The 26,153-nt window shown below is 60.2% G+C and carries 29 protein-coding genes and 2 tRNA genes; 5 read left to right on the top strand and 26 right to left on the bottom strand.

Features of this window, described 5'->3' with window-relative positions; translation table 11 throughout:
- Positions 1-12: 12 nt before the first annotated feature.
- The 8 genes from ACUUL3_RS16105 to ACUUL3_RS16070 form a co-directional block, all read right to left on the bottom strand.
- Positions 13-207, bottom strand: a complete 195-nt coding sequence (locus ACUUL3_RS16105; RefSeq protein ID WP_448553087.1) for a hypothetical protein — start codon at positions 205-207, stop codon at positions 13-15.
- 22 nt (positions 208-229) lie between these two features.
- Positions 230-1,000 (bottom strand): phosphoribosylformimino-5-aminoimidazole carboxamide ribotide isomerase, encoded by a 771-nt coding sequence (gene hisA / locus ACUUL3_RS16100; protein WP_448553085.1) that lies wholly within the window; start codon positions 998-1,000, stop codon positions 230-232.
- A 144-nt stretch (positions 1,001-1,144) separates the two neighbouring features.
- Positions 1,145-1,858, bottom strand: a complete 714-nt coding sequence (locus ACUUL3_RS16095) for a hypothetical protein (protein ID WP_448553083.1) — start codon at positions 1,856-1,858, stop codon at positions 1,145-1,147.
- 138 nt (positions 1,859-1,996) lie between these two features.
- Positions 1,997-4,072, bottom strand: a complete 2,076-nt coding sequence (gene fusA / locus ACUUL3_RS16090; protein ID WP_448553082.1) for an elongation factor G — start codon at positions 4,070-4,072, stop codon at positions 1,997-1,999.
- Positions 4,069-4,374, bottom strand: coding sequence for a hypothetical protein (locus ACUUL3_RS16085; protein WP_448553080.1), 306 nt, complete (start codon positions 4,372-4,374; stop codon positions 4,069-4,071). Before ACUUL3_RS16085 ends, fusA begins: the two co-directional genes overlap by 4 nt.
- A 79-nt stretch (positions 4,375-4,453) precedes the next feature.
- Positions 4,454-4,529: transfer RNA gene (locus tag ACUUL3_RS16080), tRNA-Phe, on the bottom strand.
- 99 nt (positions 4,530-4,628) lie between these two features.
- Positions 4,629-5,114 carry an RDD family protein gene (locus ACUUL3_RS16075; RefSeq protein WP_448553078.1) on the bottom strand — a complete coding sequence of 162 codons (486 nt, stop codon included), beginning with the start codon at positions 5,112-5,114 and terminating at the stop codon, positions 4,629-4,631.
- Between the two features lie 18 nt (positions 5,115-5,132).
- Positions 5,133-6,005: a hypothetical protein gene (locus ACUUL3_RS16070; protein ID WP_448553076.1), complete on the bottom strand. Its 873-nt coding sequence runs from the start codon at positions 6,003-6,005 to the stop codon at positions 5,133-5,135.
- Positions 6,006-6,278: 273 nt separating this feature from the next.
- Between ACUUL3_RS16070 and ACUUL3_RS16065 the strand changes: the two genes are divergently transcribed.
- From ACUUL3_RS16065 to ACUUL3_RS16055, 3 genes are read left to right on the top strand one after another with little or no spacing between them, the layout of a single operon-like run.
- Positions 6,279-6,671 (top strand): hypothetical protein, encoded by a 393-nt coding sequence (locus ACUUL3_RS16065; RefSeq protein ID WP_448553074.1) that lies wholly within the window; start codon positions 6,279-6,281, stop codon positions 6,669-6,671.
- 25 nt (positions 6,672-6,696) lie between these two features.
- Positions 6,697-7,314: a protein-L-isoaspartate(D-aspartate) O-methyltransferase gene (locus ACUUL3_RS16060; protein ID WP_448556505.1), complete on the top strand. Its 618-nt coding sequence runs from the start codon at positions 6,697-6,699 to the stop codon at positions 7,312-7,314.
- On the top strand, positions 7,311-7,928 hold the full coding sequence (locus ACUUL3_RS16055) for a YqaA family protein (RefSeq protein WP_448553072.1): 618 nt from the start codon (positions 7,311-7,313) through the stop codon (positions 7,926-7,928). The genes ACUUL3_RS16060 and ACUUL3_RS16055 overlap by 4 nt, the downstream gene beginning before the upstream one ends.
- On the opposite strand, the gene ACUUL3_RS16050 is transcribed toward ACUUL3_RS16055, so the two are convergent.
- The 18 genes from ACUUL3_RS16050 to argB all read right to left on the bottom strand — a co-directional run bounded on the left by ACUUL3_RS16050 (position 7,912) and on the right by argB (position 24,433).
- The gene (locus ACUUL3_RS16050) at positions 7,912-9,261 is read right to left on the bottom strand and encodes an amidohydrolase (protein WP_448553071.1); all 1,350 of its coding nucleotides are present in this window, start codon (positions 9,259-9,261) and stop codon (positions 7,912-7,914) included. The genes ACUUL3_RS16055 and ACUUL3_RS16050 overlap by 17 nt on opposite strands.
- A gap of 64 nt (positions 9,262-9,325) precedes the next feature.
- Complete coding sequence (locus ACUUL3_RS16045; protein ID WP_448553069.1) at positions 9,326-9,868, bottom strand: hypothetical protein; 543 nt, start codon at positions 9,866-9,868, stop codon at positions 9,326-9,328.
- A 450-nt stretch (positions 9,869-10,318) separates the two neighbouring features.
- Positions 10,319-10,405, bottom strand: a tRNA-Leu gene (locus tag ACUUL3_RS16040).
- Between the two features lie 98 nt (positions 10,406-10,503).
- Positions 10,504-11,076 (bottom strand): CDP-diacylglycerol--glycerol-3-phosphate 3-phosphatidyltransferase, encoded by a 573-nt coding sequence (gene pgsA, locus ACUUL3_RS16035; protein WP_448553067.1) that lies wholly within the window; start codon positions 11,074-11,076, stop codon positions 10,504-10,506.
- Between the two features lie 5 nt (positions 11,077-11,081).
- The gene (locus tag ACUUL3_RS16030; RefSeq protein ID WP_448553065.1) at positions 11,082-11,699 is read right to left on the bottom strand and encodes a transglycosylase SLT domain-containing protein; all 618 of its coding nucleotides are present in this window, start codon (positions 11,697-11,699) and stop codon (positions 11,082-11,084) included.
- A gap of 128 nt (positions 11,700-11,827) precedes the next feature.
- Entirely contained in the window at positions 11,828-12,475 is a 648-nt protein-coding gene (fsa, locus tag ACUUL3_RS16025) for a fructose-6-phosphate aldolase (protein ID WP_448553063.1), read from the bottom strand.
- Positions 12,472-12,756 carry a TRASH domain protein gene (locus ACUUL3_RS16020; protein ID WP_448553062.1) on the bottom strand — a complete coding sequence of 95 codons (285 nt, stop codon included), beginning with the start codon at positions 12,754-12,756 and terminating at the stop codon, positions 12,472-12,474. Before ACUUL3_RS16020 ends, fsa begins: the two co-directional genes overlap by 4 nt.
- Complete coding sequence (folK, locus tag ACUUL3_RS16015; protein ID WP_448553060.1) at positions 12,753-13,268, bottom strand: 2-amino-4-hydroxy-6-hydroxymethyldihydropteridine diphosphokinase; 516 nt, start codon at positions 13,266-13,268, stop codon at positions 12,753-12,755. Before folK ends, ACUUL3_RS16020 begins: the two co-directional genes overlap by 4 nt.
- Before the next feature lie 4 nt (positions 13,269-13,272).
- A complete protein-coding gene (dapB, locus tag ACUUL3_RS16010; protein ID WP_448553058.1) occupies positions 13,273-14,082 on the bottom strand; it encodes a 4-hydroxy-tetrahydrodipicolinate reductase in 810 nt (269 codons plus the stop codon).
- Between the two features lie 108 nt (positions 14,083-14,190).
- On the bottom strand, positions 14,191-15,075 hold the full coding sequence (dapA, locus tag ACUUL3_RS16005; protein WP_448553056.1) for a 4-hydroxy-tetrahydrodipicolinate synthase: 885 nt from the start codon (positions 15,073-15,075) through the stop codon (positions 14,191-14,193).
- Between the two features lie 85 nt (positions 15,076-15,160).
- Positions 15,161-16,003, bottom strand: a complete 843-nt coding sequence (dapF, locus tag ACUUL3_RS16000) for a diaminopimelate epimerase (RefSeq protein ID WP_448553052.1) — start codon at positions 16,001-16,003, stop codon at positions 15,161-15,163.
- Between the two features lie 6 nt (positions 16,004-16,009).
- Positions 16,010-17,266, bottom strand: a complete 1,257-nt coding sequence (gene lysA, locus ACUUL3_RS15995; protein ID WP_448553050.1) for a diaminopimelate decarboxylase — start codon at positions 17,264-17,266, stop codon at positions 16,010-16,012.
- A 24-nt stretch (positions 17,267-17,290) separates the two neighbouring features.
- On the bottom strand, positions 17,291-18,349 hold the full coding sequence (locus ACUUL3_RS15990) for a fibronectin type III domain-containing protein (protein WP_448553048.1): 1,059 nt from the start codon (positions 18,347-18,349) through the stop codon (positions 17,291-17,293).
- On the bottom strand, positions 18,346-19,758 hold the full coding sequence (gene argH / locus ACUUL3_RS15985; RefSeq protein WP_448553046.1) for an argininosuccinate lyase: 1,413 nt from the start codon (positions 19,756-19,758) through the stop codon (positions 18,346-18,348). Before argH ends, ACUUL3_RS15990 begins: the two co-directional genes overlap by 4 nt.
- 186 nt (positions 19,759-19,944) lie before the next feature.
- Positions 19,945-21,156, bottom strand: coding sequence for an argininosuccinate synthase (locus ACUUL3_RS15980; RefSeq protein ID WP_448553044.1), 1,212 nt, complete (start codon positions 21,154-21,156; stop codon positions 19,945-19,947).
- 114 nt (positions 21,157-21,270) lie between these two features.
- Positions 21,271-22,182 (bottom strand): ornithine carbamoyltransferase, encoded by a 912-nt coding sequence (gene argF / locus ACUUL3_RS15975; protein WP_448553042.1) that lies wholly within the window; start codon positions 22,180-22,182, stop codon positions 21,271-21,273.
- A gap of 173 nt (positions 22,183-22,355) precedes the next feature.
- Positions 22,356-23,555, bottom strand: coding sequence for an acetylornithine transaminase (locus ACUUL3_RS15970; RefSeq protein WP_448553040.1), 1,200 nt, complete (start codon positions 23,553-23,555; stop codon positions 22,356-22,358).
- Positions 23,555-24,433 (bottom strand): acetylglutamate kinase, encoded by an 879-nt coding sequence (gene argB, locus ACUUL3_RS15965; protein WP_448553038.1) that lies wholly within the window; start codon positions 24,431-24,433, stop codon positions 23,555-23,557. Before argB ends, ACUUL3_RS15970 begins: the two co-directional genes overlap by 1 nt.
- A 227-nt stretch (positions 24,434-24,660) precedes the next feature.
- Here argB and lptA point away from each other — a divergent pair, with 227 nt between their 5' ends.
- Both lptA and lptB read left to right on the top strand, forming a co-directional pair.
- A complete protein-coding gene (gene lptA, locus ACUUL3_RS15960; protein ID WP_448553036.1) occupies positions 24,661-25,221 on the top strand; it encodes a lipopolysaccharide transport periplasmic protein LptA in 561 nt (186 codons plus the stop codon).
- A gap of 116 nt (positions 25,222-25,337) precedes the next feature.
- The gene (lptB, locus tag ACUUL3_RS15955) at positions 25,338-26,060 is read left to right on the top strand and encodes an LPS export ABC transporter ATP-binding protein (RefSeq protein WP_448553034.1); all 723 of its coding nucleotides are present in this window, start codon (positions 25,338-25,340) and stop codon (positions 26,058-26,060) included.
- Positions 26,061-26,153 lie beyond the last annotated feature (93 nt).

Raw genomic sequence — 26,153 nt, 5'->3', positions numbered from 1 at the left:
AGGCAAGGCCGCTCAACACTCGTGCTTCACCAGAAAATCCCGCACCATTTCATTCATGATCTCCACCTGGGTTTTCCCGGTCTCATGGACAAGAATCCAGACGCAACGTTGAAAAGCCCGATAGAGATCGGGATGGACCCGCAACTTCAGAAGCGCGGTGTCATCACCAGCCACCACATTCCCACTGCCGTTCACTTCTTCCGCCATCTTCTCTGCCCTCCGGGAAAAATCAATGCCCTTCCCGCCGGTTGAAGGCGACCGCCTCGGCATAGGTGATTCCCAAACCGCCAAAGATATCCAGGGCGCTGCCGATGGTGGCGTCCAGGCGATCGGCGCCCAGCTCCTTCACCCTGTAGAGATCGGCCAGGTTCTTGACCCCGCCGGCATAGGTGGTGGGGAGCGGCGCATGGCGGCCGAGCATCTCGGTCAGCTCCTCCTCGATCCCGGCGCATTTTCCCTCCACGTCGACAGCATGGATGAGAAACTCGAAACAGTACTTGCTGAAATACGCAAGCGACTCCCGGGAAATCGTCACTTCGGTGAACTTCTGCCAGCGGTCGGTGACGATGAAATAGTCAGCCCCCTTCCGGCGGCAGCTCAGATCAAGGACCAACCGCTCCCGGCCGACCGCCTGGACGAGTTCCTGCAATTTGTCCTCGTGGACCCGGCCGTCCTTGAAAACCGCCGAGGTGACGATCACCGCGCCGGCTCCCTGCTCAAGCCAATACCCCGCGTTTGCCGCGGTAATTCCCCCCCCCACCTGAAGGCCGCCCGGGAATGCCCGCAGGGCCTGGGCCGCGGCTTCCTCGTTACCCGGGCCCAGCATGATGACATGGCCGCCGGTAAGGTTGTCCCCCCGGTACAGCTCCGCATAGTAGGCGGCGGGCTTGTCCGAGGCGAAGTTGGTGGCCAGGGAATCGGCCCGCTCGTCCGAGAGGGTGGAGCCGACAATCTGCTTGACGCGCCCGCCGTGGAGATCAATACATGGTCTGAACTTCATCGCTCGCTGATTTCTCCTGGCCGTAGGCCTCGCTCTTGCACACCCTGCCCTGTGGCAAGGGTATCGTTTTCGCGGGAAAAAGGTCAATAAAAAAGGCGGACAGCTTGCGCCACCCGCCTCATTACCCAAACATTGCCGAAAATCTTACACGCAATCCGCCTTGATCATGAAGGTGATCGGGTCAAGCTTCAACACCGTGTTGTCCTTGCCGGCCCCGGCGGTATCCTTGACGATATTGAGATCGATGCAGTTTTTCTGCGGAGCCGGCTGCAGCAGGACGACCGTATCAAAAAGGTCGTCAACCTCATGACAGGGCGCCGGCACACCCGCCTTGCTCTGCCGCTCGTCCTCGCGGTGACACAGGGCGGAAAACCATACCTGCAGACCCATGGCCTTGGCCAGTTCCCGCATGCCCTCAAGCACGGCGCGATCGGTTTTCGCGAAATCAAAACCGTCGACCACCATGCAATTCGGCTTGATCACATTCTGCTGAACCAGATCGCCCAGGCGCTCTTCCAGTTTTGCCCGGCTGAACTTGGACTCGTTGAAGGTGATGATCATCCGGTTGCGCATGATCTCGTCATGGATCTCCGCGGCGTTGTCGAGCTTGCAGGCCTCGGCGATATCCTTGAACATGTCGTCGTACCAGAGCTTGGTCTTGTCCAGGCTCTGACCGATGCTGACATGCACTACCTGCTTGTCGTTCAGCAGGCTGTCCAGGCCGATCTGCACCAGAATGGCGGTCTTGCCCAGACCGGCCCGCGCCATGACCAGGCCCATCCGGCTGGCTTCTTTCCCGCCACTCTCACCCTTGAGTTGACGGATGGGGTTCTTCTCGATCAGGTCTTTTTTCAACATGGTGGTATCCTATTTTTTGTTGGCGTCGCGGAAGCCACGCTACCAGCAGGACGCGAAAGCGACCGGCGACGGTTATCTCTGTGCAACTCTACGGGGTTACGCATTGACCTGTGGCTTCATTTCGTTTTCACGAGCCCATCATTTTTTGTCTTTTTTCTGCGCCTTGGCGATCAATTCCTCGGAAACGCTCTTGGGCACCTGCCGGTAGGTGGCAAATTCCATGGTAAACTCTGCCTTGCCCTGGGTCAAGGAGCGAAGATCGGTGGAGTAGCCGAACATCTCGGACAGCGGAACCTCGGCTTCGATGACCGTGTAGGCGTCTTCCTCGTTGGTGCCGACAATCATGCCCCGCCGCTGGTTCAGGCTGCCCATGATCGAACCCTGGAACTCGGAGGGCCCCTCAACCGCGACCTTCATGATCGGCTCCATGATAACCGGCTTGGCCTTGCCATAAGCCTCCTTGAAGCCGCCCATGGCGGCCAGCTGGAAAGCGATATCCGAAGAGTCAACGGCATGGGAGGCGCCGTCGTTGATTGTGCAGCGCACCCCGGTGACATGGGCGCCGATCAGGGAGCCTTTGTCCAGGCACTTCTGGAACCCCTTGTCGCAGGAGGGGATATACTCGCGGGGAATGGAGCCGCCGACGATCTGGTCCACAAATTCATATTCGCCCTCTTCCAGGGGCTCGATGAAACCGGCAACCCGACCGAACTGGCCGGAGCCGCCGGTCTGCTTCTTGTGGGTATAGTTGAACTCGGCCCGCTGGGTGATGGTCTCGCGGTAGGCCACCTGCGGGGCGCCCACCGTCACTTCGGCTTTATACTCGCGCTTCATCCGTTCGACGTACACGTCGAGATGCAGCTCGCCCATGCCGGAAATGATGGTCTCCATGGTCTCGGAGTCGACATAGGTCTTGAAGGTGGGATCTTCCTTGGTGAACCGGTTCAGGGCCTTGGACATGTTGTCCTGGGCCTTGTTGTCCACCGGAGTGATGGAGAGGGAGATAACCGGCTCCGGCACATGCATGGAGCTCATGGAAAAATTGTAATCCCCGCGGGTGAAGGTGTCGCCGGAGGCACAGTCGATACCGAACAGGGCCACGATATCGCCGGAGCCTGACTCCTCGATCTCCTCCATCTCGTCGGAATGCATGCGCACCAGACGGCCGACCTTGGCCTTCTTGCCGGTCCGGACATTGACGATGGTATCGCCTTTTTTCAGGGTGCCCTGGTAGGTGCGCACATAGGTAAGCTGGCCATACCGGCCGTCCTCAAGCTTGAAGGCCAGGGCCAGCAGCGGATCCTGCGGCAGGTTGGTCACCTTGACCTCGGCCTCGTTGTTGTCCAGGTCCAGGGCAAAGTTATCAACCTCGGTGGGGCAGGGCAGATAAGCATTGACCGCATCGAGAAGCAGCTGCACCCCCTTGTTCTTATAGGCGGTGCCCATCATCACCGGGGTGAATTCCAGAGCCAGGGTGCCCTTGCGGATGGCAGCCATGATCATCTCTTCGGTGGGGGTGCCTTCAAGCACCGCCTCCATCAGCTCGTCCGAGAACATGGAAACCGCGTCCAGCATCTCCTCCCGCTTGATGTCGCATTCTTCTTTATAGTTGGCGGGGATTTCCTCCTCGCGGATCTTTTCGCCGTTTTCCCCGTCAAAATAAACGGCCTTCATCCGGACCAGATCGATGAGGCCCTGCATGTCGCCCTCAAGGCCCATGGGCACCTGGATGGGCACGGCGTTCAGGCCCAGCTTTTCGCGCAATTGCTTGATGACCTTGTCGGGATTGGCGCCGGTGCGGTCACATTTATTGATAAACGCCACCCGGGGAACCCGGTAGCGGGTCATCTGCCGGTTGACCGTGATGGACTGCGACTGCACGCCGCCCACCGAACAGAGGATCAGCACCGCGCCGTCCAGGACGCGCAGGGCGCGCTCAACCTCGATGGTGAAGTCGACGTGACCCGGAGTGTCGATGATGTTGATGGAATGGCCCTTCCAGTCGCAATAGGTGGCCGCGGAGCAGATGGTGATGCCGCGCTCCTTCTCCAGCTCCATGGAGTCCATCTTGGCGCCGACGCCATCCTTGCCGCGGACCTCATGGATCGCGTGAATACGCTGCGTATAAAAGAGAATGCGCTCGGTCAGGGTCGTCTTCCCCGAATCGATATGGGCGCTGATTCCAATATTGCGGACCTTAGTGATGTCTCTCATTGCAATTCCTCATCCACTCCATTCATGCATTTGAGCATTGCGCTCTTCCGCGGCCAAGGCGCCATGCCGACCCCTTCGCCGCAATTAAAAAACGGCCCCTTTCCAAAGGCCGCAGGACAGTTTTTTTCAGAACCGGCACTTTTACCCCTAACACCCATCACTGTCAAGGGAAAAATTTCACCGCAAAGGCAGGCAGATAAAATTTTCACCCCCGCCCGTTCGCCCTTTGTTTTTCCGGCAGCGGAAGGCAAACTTTCCGCGCCGGCAGGATGCGCCGAACCGGAAAGAAAAAACATTTCCATTCGGATCCCATGGGGAAAACATTAATTCTTAAACAAAAAAATGGGTTACAGCCCGAAAGCTGCAACCCATTTGATTTACTGGTGCCGGGACCAGGATTTGAACCAGGGACACTCGGATTTTCAGTCCGATGCTCTACCGACTGAGCTATCCCGGCGAAAAGTAGCTATCATATATTGAAATCTTTCCTGCTTGTCAAGAGATTTGATGCAAGACCGGTTCCGGAATCGCGCTGCGGCAACGCGAAAAACCCGCGTCATTTTTCAATTACGCGGGTGCAGGCCAGACGGTCATGCCAGCAGCACTTCTCCTGGTCCACAAGACACCAGAAAATACTCAGGCCGCCCGAGACAACCGAAAGAGCATAGCCTATACAGCGCAGCAGGGCGCCCCCCGGTCGCAGATCCCGACCATCCGCGCAGACCACCCGGATCCCCATGAACATCTTGCCGACGGTCTGGCCTTGCCAGGCATGCATGAGCCAAAAATACGCGCAGAGCAGAAAAGGATAACTCAAGACGGCAAAAAAGGAGGCCAAGACGAGCTGCGGCAGGAGGGAAAGCCAGTGCCCCTTGCCCAGGCCCAGGAAGAGAACGGCCGCCAGCAGGAAGCAACAGCCACAGGCAAGGTTGATGATAAAAAAATCTATGACCAGGGCCAGACTTCTCGACCGGAAGCCGGCATAATTCCGCGGCGGCGGAAAATCGTCGGGCGCAACCCGGGAATCAGGAAGATCTTCCATCACGCCCCGTCCGAGAACTCAGTCGCTGTCGTTTTCCAGGGTAAGCCCCAGATCGGGAATATCGCTGCCAGGTGCCCTGTTCTTTTCCGGCGCCGGCCGGGAGACGGCGCGATCCTCATCCTCTTCCAGGCTAAGCTCAAGGCCGGACCCCTCCTCCGGGCCGTCGGCAAGGCCATCATCATCCAGGGAGAGGTCGAAATCCCCCCCCTTGTCGGCGGCAACAGCCTCCTCCTCGGCCGGCGGCTCGCTATCCCCGCCGAGATCCATCAAGGAGGAGAGGTCAACGATTTCGTCTTCATCAGCAGCCTGGGCCGCCTCGGCCTTTTCGCCATATTCGCCGAGAACCTCCGCCTCCTCACGGGAGGACAACAAATCCTCATCATCCAGGGAGGGCAGCTCAATGTCCATGGCAAGCCCCTGCTCCTCTTCTTCCGGAAGAGGCTCCGGCTCGGGAGGGACGACAACCGCCTCCTCCTCCACGTCCAGGGACAGCTCGGGCGCCTCGTCGTCCTGCGGCGGCACCAGATCGGATACGTCTATATCCTCAAGCCCGAGAGGCTGCAGAACCGGCCCGGCAATCTCCTCATCATCGAGGGGGGCGCCGGCAAGATCGAGATCGCTCTCCCCTCCCTCAAAATCAGCGTGTTCCGGCAAGGCATCGGCATCCAGTTCGCCCAGATCGAAAGCAGTCTCCTCCTCGCCGGAAGAGATCTCCGGCTGCCCGTGGAAGGCAACGGCCTGACCACCCAGGACAGACCCGAGAAAATACGGGGCCTCCGCGTCGGCAACCGTGCCTCGCAGCTGTTCGGCAACGGCCGTCACATCGGCGTTGCACTTGACACAGGCCTCTTGCCGGTCAAACGATATATAGCCGCATTTCGGACAACGCATGGGGATCTCCCTTGGGGCAGTGGCTCCTGCGAAGATATTTCGCCAGCCTTCCATAAACGCATCTTCGCCAAAAAACCATGGATAACACTACAACTTTATTATATATCTTGACAGGCGGTCAAGATTTTCTCTTTGTTTTTCAATAAAAAATCGCTGCTCACCGTCAAGGCCCGGCGGAAACCTTGCTCGCTGTTGCTTGCAAATTGCGCCGGTTCGCGCTACCTTACCGCAACTTGTCTTTGTCGCCACATTCTATTTTGCTGGAGAGAAAAAATGCATTCCCCCCTCACCCTCCGCTACACGCTGTTCCTTTGCCTTGCAGGCGTCTTGCTTTCAGGCTGTTTTTACCATGATCCCGTTCGCCACCTCTCCTCGGACATCTGTCTCATAACCCCCAATCTGACCGCCCAGGAGGTGGTCGCCGCCCTTGGCCCGCCGGACCAGAAACAGCAATCCGACCTTGGCGAAGTCTGGATCTATCAGGAGGTAAAAAAGAGCACCCTGCGCAAGACCCCCTTCATCGGAACAAGACTCGGCACGGAAAATTACGACGTGGTCACCATCACCTTTGCCGGAGACCGTGTCCACACCTGTGTTTATCGGGCCTTTGACGAAGAAGAGCTGAAAGAGAGCGGGATAAAGATCAGTGAGCCCAGTGCGGATTAACAAATACGAAAAGGTCAGGACCAGAATGGTCCAGGAACAGCTCATCCCCAGGGGGATTGACAATCCTGCGGTGCTCCAGGCCCTGTCCACCGTGCCGCGGCATCTCTTTATAGAAGATGCCCTGCACGCCCAGGCTTACGGCGACTTCCCTCTGCCCATAGGGCACGGACAGACCATCTCCCAGCCCTATGTCGTGGCGCTGATGACCCAACTGCTGGAACTGAAAGGGCACGAAAAGGTGCTGGAAATCGGCACCGGCTGCGGCTACCAGTCCGCCATTCTCGCCTCGCTCTGCGAGCGCGTCTATACCGTCGAACGGATCAAGCCACTGCTCGCCAAAACCCGGCGGACCTTCGACCAGTTGCATCTCTTCAACATCATCAGCAAGATCGACGACGGCACCGAAGGCTGGCCGGAAAATGCTCCCTTCGACGCAATCATCGTCACCGCGGCGGGACCCCGAATCCCCCAACCACTGGTCGATCAGCTTGCCGATCCCGGCATCCTGGTCCTGCCCGTCGGCGACCAGGAGGGGCAAACCCTGATGGTGGTGAAAAAGAACGGCGGCGAAGTGACCAGCAACGCCATGGAAAGCGTCCGCTTCGTGAAACTTGTGGGCACCCACGCCTGGAAAGCGGCATGAAAGAATCCGATACGACCGTGGCGCGGCCCAACCTCATCCGGACAATTTACGACAGATGCATGGCCTGGATCCAGACCCCGGGCGGCGTTTGGGCCATGTTCTGGCTGGCGGTGGCCGAATCCTCTTTTTTCCCGATCCCGCCCGACGTCTTTCTCATGGCCCTTGCCATTGCCACCCCGGGCAAAGCCTTCCGCTATGCCGCAATCTGCACCGCCGGCTCGGTGTTGGGCGGCGCCATCGGCTACGGCCTGGGACTGGGCTTCATGGATTCCCTGGGCCAGCCGATCCTGACCCTCTACGGCCTGCAGGAAAAATACCAGACAGTGCAGGCCCTCTATCGCCAGTACGACGTCCTGGCCGTGGGCGCGGCCGGGTTCACGCCGCTGCCATACAAGCTTTTCACCCTGACCGCCGGCGCGTTTCACCTCGACTTCGCCACCTTTCTCGCGGTTTCCCTTCTTTCCCGGGCCGGACGATTTTTCCTGGTGGCCGCCTTCATCTACCGTTATGGCGCCTCGGTGCGCACCTTCATCGAGCGCTACTTCAACCTGCTCACCACGCTCTTCCTGCTCTTGCTGGCGGGAGGCTACCTGCTCATCAAATACCTGCTCTGATCCTTGCCGCCAGGCGACGCACCTCCCGCAGCGTTTCGGCAAGATCAAAGGAAACAAGCTGGCCGTCCCGCACCACTACCCTGCCGTCAACGATGACCGTCCGCACATCGCTGCCCAGCCCTGCGTAAACCAGGGTATCCTTGGCATACAGCGGCGCCAGATGGGGCCTCCGGGCGTCAACGAGGAGACAGTCGGCCCGCATGCCGGGGACAAAGCGACCGACCTGCCCGCCAAGCCCGAGCACCCCTGCCCCGCCGCTGGTCGCCATGGCGAACACCCGTGCCGCTGGCAACAGGGTGGCGTCAAGGCCTGTCACCTTGTGCAGCCTGGCGCAGCTTCCCATCTCCCGAAAGAGATCCAAATCGTTGTTGCTCGCGCAACCGTCCGTGCCCAGGCCAACGGCAACCCCGGCCTCCAGCATGGCCGGCAACCGGGCCACGCCCGAGGCCAGCTTCATGTTGCTCTCGGGACAGGTCACGACCCCGGCCCCTGTTTTACGCAGAATCCCGATATCCTCCTCGGCGAGCCAAACCGCGTGCACGCAGAGGGTCCGGGCGTCCAGGATTCCCAGTTCATCCAGAAAACGGACAGGCGACAGCCCGTGTTGCTGCCGGCATTGCTCCAATTCCCAGCGCGTTTCCGCGACATGAACGCAGAAGAGCGCCCCGGCCCGGCGGCTTTCCTCCTTGGCCGCCTGGAGGGTGGCCGGCGCGCAGGTATAAGGGGAATGGCAGAATAGCGCCGGGGTCAGCAATGGATTTTTCCCCTGCCAGCTCGCGAGAAAATCGGCGGCTGCCTCGATATTCCGGTGCGGGTCCGGCACACCCGGGGCCGGAAAATCAATGACCCCCTGGGCGGCAACCGCCCGAATCCCGGCAGCGCAAAAGGCCTGCGCCGCCGCATCCTCATGGAAATATCCGTCCGCCACGGTGGTGGTTCCGCTGAGCAGCATCTCGGCCGCCGCCAGCTTGCTGCACCAGTAGACCATTTCCGCATCCACCCGGGCGGCCTCCGCCGGGAAGATATGCTCCCGCAGCCAGGTAAGCAGGGGAAGATCATCGGCCAGCCCGCGGAAAAGGGTCATGGCCGCGTGGCAATGGCAGTTGACGAGCCCGGGTATGAGGATATCGCCGCCGGCATCGATGAGCCGGTCGGCGACCAGGGTGGGAGGCAGGTCCTCCATGGCCCCGACCTCCGCTATGCACCCCGCCCGCACGGCGAGATAGGCGCAATCCTGCCGGTCAGATTCGCCGGGATTCGCCAGCAGCCTGGCATTGCGGATCAACAGGTCGCAGGTGCGCGGCCCTGTCGAGTCGGGAGAAGCGGAATCCATGCCAATACCTTTCCTGTTCAGGGAAAAACCAGGGCGGCGCCTAAAGGAGGAAGCGGGGTTGTGGTCATGGCATCAGATAAAAACCAAAAGCCTTATCGACATTGGCTGGTTCATCAAACTCAACGCCAATGTAATTCCCATCCACCACCCGCACGACACAGTTCTTTTCGATCCTGGTCTTCCTGGGATCATCCAGGGTGAAGCCGAGACAGACCTGATCTTCCGGCTGCAGCAGGTGGCGACCGAAGACAGTGAAGCCGGCGCCCAGCATGGAAACATTCTCGATCCGGCAATTGGTCTTTTTCTTGCCCGAGCCGAGGTACCCGCCTTCATCGCCATCAAACCGCTTCCGGTAAGTGCCTTCCAGACTTGTTCCCTTGCGATAGAATTTACGCGACTCGAACTTGACCGGGAAAACCGCGGAACAGACACACTTCACCTGCATCACCGGCTTCAGGTCCGCGATATTCGCCAGGGTCACCTCCTTGACCAGCCCGCATTCATAGCACCGTACCCTGGCCCTCTTGTCTGGCCTTACAAAAACCCGCTGCACCTGTTCCTCGCCCATTTCCCCGCCCTCGCTTGCCATTGCCGTGCTGATGCTCAAGAATCATATCGCCACAGTTAACCTCATTAGCACGTCATTACAAAAGAGAAAATAGGGAAAGGCCCGTAATTTCCCCCCGGAGAGCTGCCCCCTGGCCCTGTCGTGCACAGGCAAGGCGCATTGCCCGCAACGGCCATGTAGCTGGCGCGGCCGAACGCGATTCTCTTCCAGCTTTGCGTTCTGGCGAATGCAGCGCATCCCGAATATCGTTTCTTTTTTTGCAGGTTCGGTCAGAAACCAGCGGCGTTTCCGAGAACTTTCAGCCCCGGGTCAGGCCCGACGGCGCCAGGAACTCGGTCACCATCGTTTCGCCAACCGATACCGGTTTCCTTTTCCTTATGATCGGATCGACACCTTGCCCGCATGGGTCGCGCATGGACACCGGAAAAAAGAAAAGCCCTGATTTCTCAGGGCTTTCTGGACTCCGATGGGCTTCATCGGATTATCTGCTGGTGCCGGAGGTCGGAATCGAACCGACATGGGGTTGCCCCCGCGGGATTTTGAGTCCCGTGCGTCTACCAGTTTCACCACTCCGGCTGTAAAACATTTCTTCGCCGCCACGGCGGCATCGGCTGCTCAATATAGAGAGCTTGCCCTGCGCTGTCAAGCCTAAAGACCGAGGCTTGCGGCCCTCTTCAGCGCTGGGTTCCCCCCAGAAAAATCTTCTGAAAACGGTAGAAATAATCCGCCCCGGACCACACCGTCATCACCGCGGAGACATAAAGGACCACAAGACCAAGCTCGTGCAGGAAAGGGATGGGCAGCACGCCCATGGGAAAAATAAGCACACAGAGGGCAATATACTGCAAAACGCTTTTCAGCTTGCCCATGCCGCTGGCCGCCACCACGATGCCGCTGGAGGCTGCCACGCCGCGCAGGCCGGTGATCACCAGCTCCCGGGCCAGAATGACAAAAGCCAGCCAGGCGGGCACCCGGCCCATGGGGATCAGCATGACCAGGGCCACCGTCACCAGCACCTTGTCGGCCACCGGGTCCATCAGTTTGCCGAGAACGGTTTCAATCTTGTGTTTGCGGGCGTAATACCCATCGGCCAGATCGGTGAGGGCCGCGGAGAGAAAGAGAAAAAAGGCGAAAAGGCTCACCTCGGTGGCCGCGGCCGGATAGAGAAAGAAAAGCAGCGCCGGCGCCACGACGAATCGATAGCCGGTCAGCAGGTTGGGGATGGTGAGGATTGCATGCTTGCTCATGATGCTCAATAGGAAACCTTTACCCAGCGTTTATCCGGGGGAGAAGCTTCAGCCATTTTTCGATAATGCTTGAGGACCTTGGCCACATATTGCTGGGTCTCCGGAATCCGCGGGATCTGCATGGTCGTTTCCACCCTGGTCGGGCCGGCGTTATAGGCGGCCAGGGTCAGCCTGAGATCGCCGTCAAACCGCTCCAGCAACTGCCGCAGATAACTGGTGCCGCCGAGGATGTTCGCCTGCGGGTCAAACGGGTCGCAGACATTGAGATCCGCCGCGGTTTCAGGCATGAGCTGCATGAGTCCCTTGGCCCCCTTGCGGGAGACGGCTCGACAGTCAAAATTCGATTCCGCCTTGATCACCGCCTTGATCAGCAGGGGATCAACCGCGTAGATCCTGGCCGCCTTGCGGATATATTCCTCGTAGACGGCGGGGTTTCCGCCGGCGAACCGCCTTCCCCGGGAAGAACCGGCAATCCCCGGCTTATAACGGGGATCATTGGGCACATTGGTGAAGTGCACGGTGCCGTTTTCATCCACAAAGGTATAGATGGCGGCCAGGACGCTCCCCGGGAACGACAACATTGCCCAAAACAGCACTGCGCACAGGGTAGCCATCCGCATCATTGTGTCCCCCTTTGTCGGCGATGATGTTTCCTTGCAGCCCTGGGGCGGCAACCGGCCCGCCCAGAACAGGTTTCAGCCTTCCTGCCACACCCTATCGTCAATGCGTCGCAAGCGCATGAGCAATTATACTATGCTTTCGCCCTTTTTTCCCAGTCAGCCAAAAATTTTTCCATGCCGATGTCGGTCAGGGGATGTTTGGCAAGCTGCTCAATAACCTTGAAGGGAATCGTGGCGATATGGGCGCCGAGCAGGGCGGAATCAACGACATGGATCGGGTTGCGGATGCTGGCGACGATCACCTCGGTGGCATAGCCGTAATTGTCGTAGATGTTCATGATGTCGCTGATCAGATCCATGCCGTTCTGGGAAATATCATCCAGGCGGCCGACAAAGGGGCTGACGTAACTGGCGCCGGCCTTGGCGATCATCAGGGCCTGGCTGGCGGAAAAGACCAGGGTGACGTTGGTTCTGATCTTTTCCTCGGCAAGCTTTTTAACCGCCTTCAGCCCCTCGGTGGTCATGGGAATCTTGATGACGATGTTGGGATGGATCGCGGCAAGCTCCCGACCCTCCCGCACCATGCCCTCGGCGTCGAGACTGATCACCTCGGCGCTGATGGGGCCGTCCACCACCTCGCAGATCTCCTTGATGATCTGCTCAAAGGGCTTTTTTTCCCTGGCGATCAGTGAAGGGTTGGTGGTGACCCCGTCCACCATGCCCATATCCACGGCTTTTTTGATCTCATCAATATTGGCGGTATCAATAAAAAACTTCATCGATGCTCTCCTTTTTGCCCAAGAAAAACTTCCCGGCATTTATCACTGCAGAAATAAACGGTCTTGTCATCGCTTTGTAACATAACAGCCTGCCCTTTGGGAACATAGATACGGCAAACCGGGTCCTGCACCAGGACATCATGGCAGGCCGGCTCCTGCCCACACCCCTTCCCCGGCGGGGATGGCGCCGGGCCGGAACGCCGGATTTTTTTCGCCCCGGTCAGCAACCGGTAGAGCACATAGAGCAGAAAACCGAGGATCAGGATTCTCAACGGATTCACGACGTCTCCCCACAGACATGCCATTCCTGCCGCTCCACCGCTTCGGAATTTCGAAGCGTCTCCAGGAGCTGCCGCGTTGTCAGCCCCAGCAGGGGATGCACATGCCCGGGTGCCAACTCGGCAAGGGGCGCCAGAACAAAAAGCCGGTTGGCCAGCTCCGGATGCGGCAGGGTCAGGGAGCCGCCATGCAGCACCAGATCCCCGTAGTACAGCAGATCAAGATCAAGGGGCCGGTCGGCGGTTTTGCTCCGGTCCCGGCCGAACTCCGCCTCAATTCGCAGCATGGCGGCAAGCAGCGCCTCCGGGGCCAGACCGGTCCTGAGCTCGCCCACGGCATTGGTGAACCAATGCGTGGTGACCATGCGCACCGGTTCGGTCCGGTAAGGGCTGGAAAGCCGCAGCGTCTCGACGCCGGCGATCTCACCAAGCCGCCGCCAGGCGGCGAGGAGGTTCCGCCGGCCGTCGCCGAGGTTGGAGCCCAAACCGATAAAAACCTGCTGCGCCTGCGGCACCTGTTTACAGATCCTGCAATCCCAGAACGTCGAACATGGTATAGAGACCGTTTGGCTGGTTGACAACCCAGGCCGCGGCCAGGGCGGCGCCCCGCGCGAAGTTGTCCCGGCTGTGCGCCCGGTGGGTGATCTCCAGCCGCTCGCCGGCCCCGCAGTAATAGACGGTGTGTTCGCCGACAATGTCGCCGGCCCGGATGGTCTGGATACCGATCTCCCTGTCGGTTCTCTCGCCGATCATCCCGTGCCGGGCATAGACGCCCACCTCGGCCAGATTCCGGCCCACGCCTTCGGCCACCATTTCCCCCAGTTTGAGGGCGGTGCCGCTGGGCGCGTCCTTCTTCATGCGGTGATGCGCCTCGACGATCTCGATATCATAGCCGTCGCCGAGGATCCCCGCGACCTTCTTGGCTATCTTGAAGAGGACGTTCACGCCCACCGCCATGTTGGGTGACTGCACGCAGGGAAAGTTCCTGCTCAGCTCCCTGAGCTCGGCGAGATTCTCCGCGCTCAGGCCGGTGGTGCCGATAACCATGGCCTTTTTCTCCTTGGCCGCCTTGCGGGCAAGCTGCATGGTCGCCTCATGGAAGGTGAAATCGATGACCACATCCCCGTTGGCCGCCACCGCCTCGAAGCTGCCCGCGACCGCGACCCCCAGGGCGCCGACCCCGGCCAGTTCGCCGATATCCTTGCCGACCTCGGCGCTGTCCGCCCGCTCGAACCCGGCGGCCAGACTCAAGCCCCCATGCTGATGGACCATATATCCGATCCGGCGTCCCATTCGCCCGGCCGCGCCGGCAACAATGACCTTGGTCATGACACTCTCTCCTCAAAGAAGACAAAAAAATTTAACGCGATGCCGCAGGGAGCAAAGGAAAATGTCTCCCTGCCCATATTCCCCGCGACTTTGCGCCTTGGCGTTTAATTATTTCAGCAGCCCGCACTCGGCCAGCACCTTCCTGAGCTTCTCGACGTTGGCATCGCCCATCTTGTAGAGAGGCAGCCTCGGCGCCCCGGACCTGATCTTGCCCATCAGTTCGAGAGCCGTCTTGGCCGGGGTGGGATTGGTCTCGATGAACATCGCGCCCATGAGCGGGAAAAGCTTGTAGTGGAGCTCGCGGGCCTTGCCGTAATCACCGGCCAGGGCCGCGTCCATCATCCCCGCCATCTCCTTGGGCGCCACGTTGGATGTGACCGAGATCACGCCGGTGCCGCCGATGGCCACGGTGGCCATGGAGGTGAAGTCGTCGCCGGAAAGCACGGCGAAATCCTTGGGGCAGAGGCGGATCACCTGGCTGATCTGATTGAGGTCCGCGGTGGCCTCCTTGACGCCGACGATGTTCTTGATCTTGGCGCAACGGGCCACGGTTTCGGGCAGCATGTTCACGCTGGTGCGGCTCGGCACGTTGTAGAGGATGATGGGGATATCCACGGCCTCGGCCACCGCCTTGAAGTGCTGGTAAAGCCCCTCCTGGGTCGGCTTGTTGTAGTAAGGGGTGATCATCAGGGCGCCGTCGGCGCCGGCAGCCTTGGCATGCCGGGTCAGTTCGATGGATTCCTCGGTGGAGTTTGAACCGGTTCCGGCCAGCACCGGCACCCGTCCCTTCACGGTCTTGATGGTCAGCTCCACCACCCGATGATGCTCCTCATGGCTCAAGGTGGCGGATTCGCCGGTGGTGCCGCAGGGCACGATGCCATGGGTGCCGTTGGCCAGCTGAAATTCGATCAGGTCGATTAAGCCCTGTTCATCGAGCTTCCCGTCGATGAACGGGGTGACGATGGCAACAAAGGCTCCGCGAAACTTTGTCATAACTTCCTCCTGGGCAATTGTCTCTTGCAAATGTTTGCCGGTGGCGTATTTCCCCCACCAAAAATGTTCAAAAGGGCCTGCGCCCTTACGATCTGCTCCGTACCGCCTCGCTGTGCAACTGCCCTTCGTAAATGAAGCTGGCCGGGCCTTCCAGATACACATCGGAAATCGCCTTGCCGTTCAAGGCGAAATGGATGACCAGCTGCTCGCCGCCGGAGGTGGTGACCCGGACCGGCGGCTGCACGTAGCCCAAGGCCCCGGCGATGATGGCGGAAGCCACCGCGCCGGTGCCGCAGGCCATGGTCTCGCCTTCGACCCCGCGCTCGTAAGTGCGCACCACCAGACCGTTGCCCTTCTTGCGGCCGACAAAATTGACATTGGTGCCGGCGGGCTGAAAATGCTCGTGAAAGCGCACGATCTTGCCCCACTCGAAGACCGGCGCCCTGGCGATGTCCTCCATGAACAGCACCGCATGGGGCACCCCGGTGTTGAGGCTGTGCACCACCAGTTCCTGATCGTTGACGCCGACCAGCTCGTTGAGACGCAGGTTGGCCGGCGGCGTCATCCTGAGCTTCACCGACTGGCCCACCACTTCGGCCTCGATGGGGCCGGCCACCGTTTCAAAGCACATCCTGGCCGGAGCGATCCCCTTGGCAAAGGCAAAACGGGCGGCGCAGCGGGCGCCGTTGCCGCACATCTCCGCCCAGCTGCCGTCGCCGTTCAAAAACTGCCAGCGGAAATCGGCCGTCGCGCTCTTTTCGAGAAAAATCAAGCCGTCGGCCCCCACCGAGAAGCGCCGTTCACACACCGCCCTTGCAAAGGCGGGCATCTCGTCCCTGTTTAAAAACGGCGTCCTGTGGTCAATGAGGATGAAGTCATTGCCGGTGCCGCTCATCTTGGTGAAGGGGATGGGAAATTGCCTGGCCATGGTCGTTTATTTCCGCAAAAAATCAGGGATGTTTTCGCCCTGAATCAAGGTTTCATAGGTTTCCCTGGCCCGGATCACATGAAACTCCCTTTCATGCACCAGGATCTCCGCCACCCGCGGCCGGGAATTGTAGTTGGAAGACATGGAAAAGCCATAGGCTCCCGCGCTCATCACCGCGAGCAGATCACCGGTCCGGGACTTGGGCACCTCCTTTTCCCGGGCCAGGAAATCGCCGGTCTCACAGATGGGCCCGACCACGTCGGCCACGATCTTCTCGCGCTCCGGCTGCTGCACGGCCTGGATGGCGTGGTAGGCGTCATAAAGGCTGGGCCGGGCCAGGTCGTTCATGCCGGCATCGACGATGATGAACTTTTTCTTGCCTTCCTTGGTGTAAAGCACCCGGGTGACCAAAACACCGGCGTTGCCGACCAGAACCCGGCCCGGCTCAAGGATCAGAGTGCAGGAAAGGCCTGCCAGTTCCTCCTTGATGGCGCGCCCGTATTCCGAGGGCAGGGGCGGCTCCTCCTCCTTGTAGCGGATGCCCAGCCCTCCGCCCAGATCGAGATAGGCGATGGAGATCCCCTCCTCGGCAAGGCGGCCGATGAACCTCTTCACCTTGGCCAGGGACTCGACAAAGGGAGAAACCTGGGTGAGCTGGGAGCCGATGTGGCAGCTTACTCCCACCACCTCGATGTTGGCCATCTTTTTGGCCGCCAGATAAACGCCCAGGGCGTCGTCAATGGCAATGCCGAACTTGTTCTTGGCGAGCCCGGTGGAGATGTAGGCATGAGTCTTGGGATCGACATCCGGATTGACCCGGAAGGAGACCGGCGCCTTGATGCCCATGGCGGCGGCCACCTCCTGGATCCTGGCAAGCTCCTGCTCGGACTCCACGTTGAGCATGAGGATGCCGGCATGCAGCGCCGCCCGGATCTCGGCTTCGCTCTTGCCCACTCCTGAATAGACGATCTTCTTCGGGTCCACCCCGGCCGTAAGCGCCCGGAACAGCTCGCCGCCCGAGACGATGTCCGCGCCACCGCCCAGGCCGGCAAAGAGCCGCAGGATGGCGAGGTTGGAGCAGGACTTGGCCGCAAAGCAGGTGAGATGGGGGATATCGGCAAAGGCGCTGTCAAAGGCGGTGAAGTGCTGACGCAGGGTGGCGGAACTGTACAGATAGAAAGGAGTGCCCACCGCCGCCGCGATTGCCGGCACGGCGACCTCCTCGCAGTGGAGGGTTTCGTTCCTGTAGTGAAAATGGTGCATGTCGCTCTATCCTGAATATGAAAGTTACTCGGAGACCTCAAGAAGCGTCTCCCGGGAGCGGTCGCTTTCGTTGGCCGGCCGGGAGCGGTCAAAGGCGCTCACCGAATAGTACCAGATGCCCTTGCCCCTGGGCAGCTTCGTGTCGACATAGGAAAGCCCGGCCCCGCCGACCTCCGCGATCAGTTCCGGCTCAAGCTTCCTTGCCGGCCGCCGGTAGATGCGGAAACCGGCCAGGTCGCTCTCCGGCACCGCCTCCCAGATGAGTTTGACCCCGGCCGCGGTCACCACCGCGGTCATCTGCCGCGGCGGCGCCGGCGCCACCCGGTCCTGGGGAGTGGCCAGCAGGATATCGCTCGCCATGCCGGCGGCCCGGGTGTCCTCGTGCAGGCGGATTGCCCGAACCTTGTAATAATAGGGCCTGCCGTTGCGCAGGTTCGTGTCCACGAAAAAAAGCCCGTCCACCGGCGCGCCGATCTCGCCGAAGGCCTCCCCGCTCGCGGAGCGATAAACCTGATAGAGGATGGGGTCGCTGACGGTGGTGCCGTCCAGCAGGCCGGTCGGCGGCTGCCAGCTTAAGCGCAGCTGCCGGTCTCCTTCTTCGATTGCGAACTCCCGCGGTGCCATGAGCGGCGTGTCCCAGACCACGGAAACGGTGTTGGACTCGTCACTGGTCACAAACCAGCCCGCCTTGCTGCGCACCTGATACACATACCGATTCCTGGGCCGCAGCAGGGTTTCCTGATAGAAGACCTTGCCCTCATCCCCGCTTTCGCCCTTGATCTCAATGGGCGGGCCAAAGGGAATCGGACAGTCCTTGCAATAATCGGCCAGGGGGATAACGGCCCGCAGCAGCTGAAACCCCTCGATACGGTAGGGCAGCCGCTCGCCCTGCACCGTCCGGCCCGGATAGCTCCAGGATAGGGACACCCCTTTCTCGTCGAGATGGTAGGTCAGATCGGTGATGGGCGCGGGCAGCACCGTATCGGGCGGCACCGGCCTGGTCTTCTTGCCGCAGCCGCTCACGGCGAAAGCCGCCGCCAGGACCAGGACCAGAAGAGAGAGCCGCGCCGATTCCCATCTCATGCCGAAATCCCCAGCTCTTTTTCCGCCTTCTTCAATGCCTTGGCCACCATCCTGCCCGAAGTGCCGCCCGGGGAAACCCGACTTGCCACCGAACCCTCGATGGAAAGCACCGTAAAAACATCCTCCTCGATGACCTCGGAGAACTTCTTCAGCTCTTTCAGGCTCAGCGCGGTAAGCTCCTTGCCCTTGCCGATGGCATAGGCCACGGTCCGGCCGACAATGGCGTGGGCCTGGCGGAAGGGAATGTTCTTCAGCACCAGATAGTCGGCCAGGTCGGTGGCGGTCATGTAGCCGCCGCCAAGACCGCGGGCCAGGCGCGCCTCGTTGAACTTGAGGTTGCCGAGCAGCTGGGTCATGATCGCCACGGACCGGGAAACCGTATCCACCGTGTCGAAAAGGGGCTCCTTATCTTCCTGCAGGTCGCGGTTGTAGGTCATGGGCAACCCCTTGACCAGGGTGAGCAGGCTCATGAGGTTGCCCACCACCCGGCCGCTCTTGCCCCGGATCAGCTCCGGGATGTCGGGGTTCTTCTTCTGGGGCATGATGCTGCTGCCCGTGCAGAAGCTGTCCGCCAGGGTGACAAAGGAGAATTCCTCGGTGGTCCAGAGGACCAGCTCCTCGGAAAGCCTGCTCAGATGGATCTGGATCAGGCTGGCCGCGGACATGAATTCGATGATAAAATCCCTGTCGCCCACCGTGTCCATGCTGTTGGCGCTCACCTTGGGAAAATCAAGCTCCTTGGCGACAAACTCCCGGTCGATGGGCAGCCCGGTGCCGGCCAGGGCCGCGGCGCCCAGGGGCATCACATTGATCCTTTTCAGGGCGTCGGCCAAGCGCTCCCGGTCGCGGCCGAACATCTCGTAGTAAGCCAGCAGGTGGTGGGCGACCAGCACCGGCTGCGCCCGCTGCAGATGGGTGTAGCCGGGCATCACCGCGTGCTGGTAGGCGCGGGCCAGGACCACGAAGGCCTTTTGCAGTTCAAGCACCAGCGCCATGAGCTTCCGGCACTCCTCGCGGAGGTAAAGGCGCACATCGAGAGCCACCTGATCGTTGCGGCTTCTCGCCGTATGCAGCTTTTCCCCGGCCGGGCCGATCTTTTCCACCAGGGCCTTCTCGATGTTCATGTGCACATCTTCAAGCTCGGGCTTGAAAACAAAGGTGCCTCCGTCGATCTCCCGCTCGATCCGCCCAAGCCCCTTGAGGATCTGATCCCGCTCCCCGGCGGTGATCAGTCCCTGCCTGGCAAGCATCTTCGCATGCGCCCGGCTGCCGGCGAGGTCATGTTTATAGAGCCTGGCATCGTAATGAATGGAGGCGGTGAAGGCCTCCACCGAGGCGGCGGTCTTTTCGGCAAACCTGCCGCCCCAGAGCTTGGCCGGGTTCTTTTTCGTCTTCTTTGCCTGGGGCATAGCTCCGCCTGAGTTGATACGTGAATATTTTTCAACACCAAACAACGCAAAGACGCGAAGGCGCTCATCTCGCCTTCACGGACGTTGTCGTTCTTTATTGCATGCAAAATTGCGCATGACGCACTCGACAGAAGCGAACAGAAAGCTTCTTGCGTCCCTGCGCCATTGCGTTGTTTTTTTTTTTTGCTACTTCTTCTTTTTCTCGACCAGCGCCTGGATGGTGAGGCGCAGGGCGTTTAAGCGGATAAAGCCGCCGGCGTCGGCCTGGGTATAGACCTGATCCTCTTCAAAGGTGGCGAAGCTCTCCTGGTAGAGGGACTGGTCGGACTTCCGGCCCACCGGGATGCAGTTGCCCTTGATCAGCTTGAGCCGCACGATGCCGTTCACCGTCTCCTGGGCGTTGTCCATGGTCTTCCGGAGCAGCTTCATCTCCGGCGAGAACCAGAAGCCGTTGTAGATCAGCTCGGAGTAGCGGGGAATGAGGCTGTCGCGGATCTTCATCACCTCGCGGTCCAGGGTGATGGTCTCCAGGTCGCGGTGTGCCATGCGCAGGATGGTGCCGCCCGGCGTCTCATAGACCCCGCGGGACTTCATGCCCACGAAGCGGTTTTCCACCATGTCCAGCCGGCCGATGCCGTTGGCGCCGCCCAGCCTGTTCAGGCGGGCCAGCAAATTTGCCGGGGAAAGCTTTTCGCCGTCGATGGCCACCGGGCTGCCGCCGGCAAACTCGATCTCGATATAGGTGGGCGTGTCCGGCGCCTTTTCCGGGGACACCGAGAGTTTGAACATGCTCTCCTCCGGCTCGTTCCACGGGTCTTCCAGAATGCCGCCCTCAAAGCTGATGTGGAGGAGATTCTCGTCGGAGCTGTAGGGCTTTTCCTTGGTGACCGGCACCGGGATGGAGTGCTTTTCCGCGTAGGCCATCAGCTTGGTCCGGGAGTTGAGATCCCAGATCCGCCAGGGCGCGATGATGCTAAGCCTGGGGTTCAAGGCCAGGTAGGTCAGCTCGAAGCGCACCTGATCGTTGCCCTTGCCGGTGGCGCCGTGGCTCACCGCGTCCGCGCCTTCGGCCTCGGCGATCCGCACCTGCTCCTTGGCGATGACCGGCCTGGCCAGGGAGGTGCCGAGCAGATAGGAGCCCTCATAGATGGCATTGGCCCGAAAGGCCGGAAAAACATAGTCGCGGACAAACTCCTCGCGCAGGTCGGAGATGATCACCTTCTCGGCGCCGGTGGCCATGCCCTTGGCCCGTACCTTGTCCCACTCCTCTTCCTGGCCCACGTCGGCGGCGAACGCCACCACCGGAACCTGATATTCTTCCCGCAGCCATTTGAGGATCACCGAGGTATCCAACCCGCCGGAATAGGCCAAAACGATCTTATTGATACTGGCAGCCACGTTGTCTCCTTAAATTCAATGAAGAATGAAGAGTGCATAATGCAAAATTGCAACGGCAGTGAAAGCGTAACACTTTTGCCCTCTCATTCTGCATTTTTCATTTTTAATTCCGCATTAACCAAGATGCATCTTCAGGATCGCCTTGTGGATATGCAGCTTGTTCTCCGCCTGGTCCCAGGCCACGCACTGCGGCCCCTCCAGCACCTCGTCGGTGATCTCCTCGTCCCGGTGCGCGGGCAGGCAGTGCAGGACGATGGCGCCTGCCTTGGCCTTGGCCAGCAGAGCGCCGTTCACCTGAAAAGGCTGAAAAACCGCGAGCCTCGCCTCCTGTTCGCTTTCCTGGCCCATGCTGGCCCAGACATCGGTGTTGATCACATCGGCAGCGGCCACCGCCGCGGCGGGGTCGCGCACCACCACGATGGGCTTGACCGCCTCGGCCTGGGCCCCCTGCAGAATGGCGCTGTTCGGATCATACCCCTCCGGGCAGGCCAGGGTCAGGGCAAAGCCGAAGCGGGCCGCCGCCTGGATCCAGGAATTGGCCATGTTGTTGCCGTCGCCGATCCAGGCAATATGGAGATTCTCGATGGCCCCCTTGTGCTCGATCACGGTCATGATGTCGCTCAGGATCTGGCAGGGATGGTGGAGATCGGTGAGGGCATTGATCACCGGCACCGAGGAGTAGCCGGCAAGTTCATCGACGATCTGCTGCCCATAGGTGCGCACCACCATGCCGTCCACATAGCGGGACATGACCCGGGCCATGTCCTTGAGCGGTTCGTTGCGGGCCAGCTGGGTGTCGCGGCCGGAAAGATAGATGACCCGCCCGCCCAGCCCGTACATGGCCGCCTCAAAGGAAACGCGGGTCCGGGTGGAGGGTTTTTCAAAGATGAGGCCAACGGTTTTACCGGCCAGATGCTGATGGCGTACGCCCGCCTTGCTCTCTTTTTTCAGGAGCAGGGCCTGATCGATGTATGCGGCGAGCTGCGCCTTGTTGAAGTCCTTTAATGCCAGGAGATGTTTTGCCATGATTGTGCTCTCTCATTGCCGATAACTCCAAAATCTCGCGCCGTAAACAACGGGGTCCACAGGTTGAGCCAAACTACAACCCATACAAAAAAACTTTTTTTTTTGCAAAGGGATTTTCGCGGCCGGCCGGCCGGATATTGTCCAAGAGGGCTTTGCGCATCCGGCCATCGGGGCTATCGGGAAAATTCGGCAAACACCTCGTCCAGGGCCGTGAGCAGCCGATCGATCTCTTTCCGGCTGACAATGAGGGGCGGCAGGCAGCGCAGCGCCTTGTTCCCGGCAAAATTGAGCAGCACCCCTTTCTCAAAGAGACGGTTCACCACGGCGGGTCCCCGGGCGATCCACGCCTCGGTGAGCGGCAACCCCTGGATCAACCCCAATCCGCGGGCAGGCTCGGCGATGTGCGGGTATTTTGCCGCCAGCTGCGTCAAGCGGCTGTTCAGATAGGCACCTTTTTCCCGCACCTCCGCGAAAAAGCCGTCGGCGACCATGATCTTGACCGCCGCCACCGCAGCGGCGCAGACCACCGGATTGCCGCCAAAGGTCGAGGCGTGACTGCCCGGTTCAAAGGCTTTGGCCACGGAGTCCCTGGCCAGCATGGCGCCGATGGGCAGGCCGTTGGCCAGGGCCTTGGCCAGGGTGACGATGTCGGGAGTGACTCCGCACTGCTCATGGGCAAAGAGGGAGCCGGTCCGGCCCATGCCCACCTGGATCTCGTCAAAGATCAGCAGCAGACCGTGCCGGTCGCAGAGGGCGCGGATGGCGGCAAGATACTCCTTCGCCAAGGGCCGGACCCCACCCTCGCCCTGCAGGGGCTCGCAGAGCACGGCACAGGTTTCCGGCCCGACCATGGCCTCCAGCGCCCCGATATCGCCGAAAGGCGCATGTTTAAAGCCCTGGGGCATGGGCTCGAAGCCCTTGTGAAATTTTTCCTGGCCGGTGGCCGCCACGGTGGCGAGGGTCCGGCCATGGAAGGAACCGGCCAGGGAAATGATCTCGTACTTGCCGGCGGCGCTTGCCTTGCGGGCCAGCTTGATGGCCGCCTCGTTGGCCTCGGCCCCTGAGTTGCAGAAAAACACCCGCTCGGCAAAGGAATGCTTGATCAGCAGCTCGGCAAGCTCGGTCTGCGGGATGGTATGGTAGAGATTGGAAACATGGACCAGGGTAGAGGCCTGTTTACAGATCGCCTCGGTGATCGCCGGATGGCAGTGGCCGAGGCTGCAGACGGCGATGCCGGAGAGAAAATCGAGATACTCCCGGCCGTCGGCATCGGTCAGGATGCACCCCTGGCCCTTGACCATCACCGCCGGATACCGTCCGTAGGTGGTCATGAAGGCCTTGCCGCTCTTTTCGATCCAATCCGCGTTTCCCATCACACCACCTCGGTTCCCACACCCTGTTGGGTGAACATTTCCAGCAAAATGGCGTGCTCCACCCGGCCGTCGATGATATGGGCCTTGCCCACGCCGCCCCGGACCACGCCCTGGCAGCACTTGACCTTGGGGATCATGCCGCCGACGATGACGCCATCCTTAATATATTGATCCGCCAGATCGCAGGTCATGGAGGAAATAAGCGTACCGTCCTTGTCCAGCACCCCGGCCACGTCGGTGAGCAGGATCAGTTTTTCCGCCTTGAGGTGGCTGGCGATGGCGCCGGCGACCAGATCCGCGTTGATGTTGTATGCCTGACCGTCCTCGCCCACCCCGACCGGGGCGATGACCGGAATAAAATCCTCGGCGTCCAGGGTGGTGAGGATACCGGGATTGACGTCGGTCACCTCGCCGACCCGGCCCAGGTCGATGATCTCGGGCGGGGTGTTTTCCGCCTGGGCCTTCATGATCTTCATCTTCTTCGCCTTGATCAGATCGCCGTCCCGGCCGGAAAGCCCCACGGCCTTGCCGCCGTGGAAGTTGATCAGGCTGACGATCTCCTTGTTCACCTTGCCCACCAGCACCATCTCCACCACATCCATGGTTTCGCCGTCGGTGACCCGCATCCCCTGGATGTAATCGGACTTGATGTTCATCCTGGTGAGGAACTTGTTGATCTGCGGCCCGCCGCCATGCACCACCACCGGATTGATGCCGATGTACTTCATCAGGATGATGTCGAGGGCGAAATTCTTTTTCAGCTCCTCATCCACCATGGCATGCCCGCCGTACTTGATCACCACGGTCTTGTTGGAGAATTTCCTGATATAGGGCAGGGACTCGATGAGGGTTTTGGCTTTCTCTATACCTTTATTCATAATCGCCAGTATGCTATGGTTGAATTCGCGCGACCGCTTCGAGGCTGCCGCAACGGCGGCCTCGTCAGCGAAAAAATCCTCTGCGCAGATATATACCGAGCGGGGCAAGATGTAAAGAGTATAAGGGCCACGGAAGGGGACGCCACGGCAAAGCAATTGCCGAGAAATGGCATTGCTGGTATCTTGACCATTTTACACCATGCGCGCCCAGACTTAAGGATAACGTCATGAAACGATTCGCCACCAAGCTGCCGATACTCCTCCTGCTTTTTCTCCTCGTCGGCCCCGGCCCGGGGCTTGCCGCCCCGCAGGAAGCCGCCCCCGCCGGCGGCAAGGAACCGATCCACATCGAGGCGGACCGCATGACCTCGCTGAAAAATGAGAACGCCGTGCTCTTTGAAGGCAAGGTGGACGCCCGGCAGGGCGAGCTGGTCATCCGCTCCGCCGAAATGACCGTCTACTATCTCTCGGAAGAGGAAAAGGCCAAACTGCCCCCCGGCGAGGGCAAGAAAATGAAAAAGCTCCTGGCCAAGGGGAACGTGGAGATCCAGAACGAAGGCTGGACCGCCACCGGCGACAACATGGAATACTTTGAAACGGAACGCAAGGTCATCCTCACCGGCAACACCAGGGTGTGGCAGGACAACAATCTGGTCACCGGCGAACGGGTGGTCCTCTACCTCGACGAAGGGAAAAGCGTGGTCGAAAAGAGCGAAAAAAAGGGCGAGCGGGTCAAGGCCTTTTTCTATCCCGGCGGCGAGGGAGAAAACAAAAAAGAGTCAAAGTAAAAAAGCTTAACGCAACGGCGCAAAGATGCGAAGGAAAAGCAGTCCATCCAGCTGATTCGCATCGCCAGTTTCTTTGCGACTCTGCGTCTTGGCGTTATTTTTTTTCGGAGGTTTTCTTGTCTGTTCTCGAAACCATAGACATCGTCAAGCAATACAAGCAGCGGCGGGTGGTGGACGGCATCAGCCTGCGGGTGGAAACCGGCACGGTGGTCGGCCTGCTCGGCCCGAACGGCGCGGGCAAGACCACGACCTTTTACTCCATTGCCGGCTTTGTCCGCCCTGATTCCGGCACCATCCTGCTGGACGGAGAAGAGATCACCGGCCTGCCCATCCACCAGCGCGCCTTGAAAGGCCTCTCCTACCTGCCCCAGGAATCGTCGGTATTCAAGAAACTGACCGTGGAGGAAAACGTCCGCATCATCCTCGAACCGCTGGGCCTTTCCCAAAAAGAGATCAGAAACCGCAGCCAGCAGCTCATGGAAGAGCTGAAAATCGGCTACCTGGCGGATAGCCGGGGCCATTCGCTTTCCGGCGGAGAACGGCGGCGGGTGGAGATCATGCGGGCCCTGGCCACCGAACCCGATTTTATCCTGCTGGACGAGCCCTTTGCCGGCATCGATCCCCTCTCGGTGGCCGACCTGCAGCATATCATCCGCGACCTCAAGGAACGGGGTCTGGGGGTGCTGATCTCCGACCACAACGTCCGCGAAACCCTGTCTGTTTGCGACCAGGCCTATATTGTCAATCAGGGCAAAATCCTGATCAGCGGCGACGCCGAACAGATCGTGGGCAACGAGGCGGCGCGGAAAATGTACCTGGGCGAAAACTTCACCCTCTGATTTTGCTTGCAAAAACCTTGCCGTCATGGGTTATACTCTCGGTAAGAGACAAAAAACTCCGTTCCCCATGGGGGATGGGATTTCGCAAACAAT

The sequence above is a fragment of the Thiovibrio sp. JS02 genome (assembly GCF_053485635.1).
This window is presented reverse-complemented; position numbering and strand designations above follow the sequence as displayed.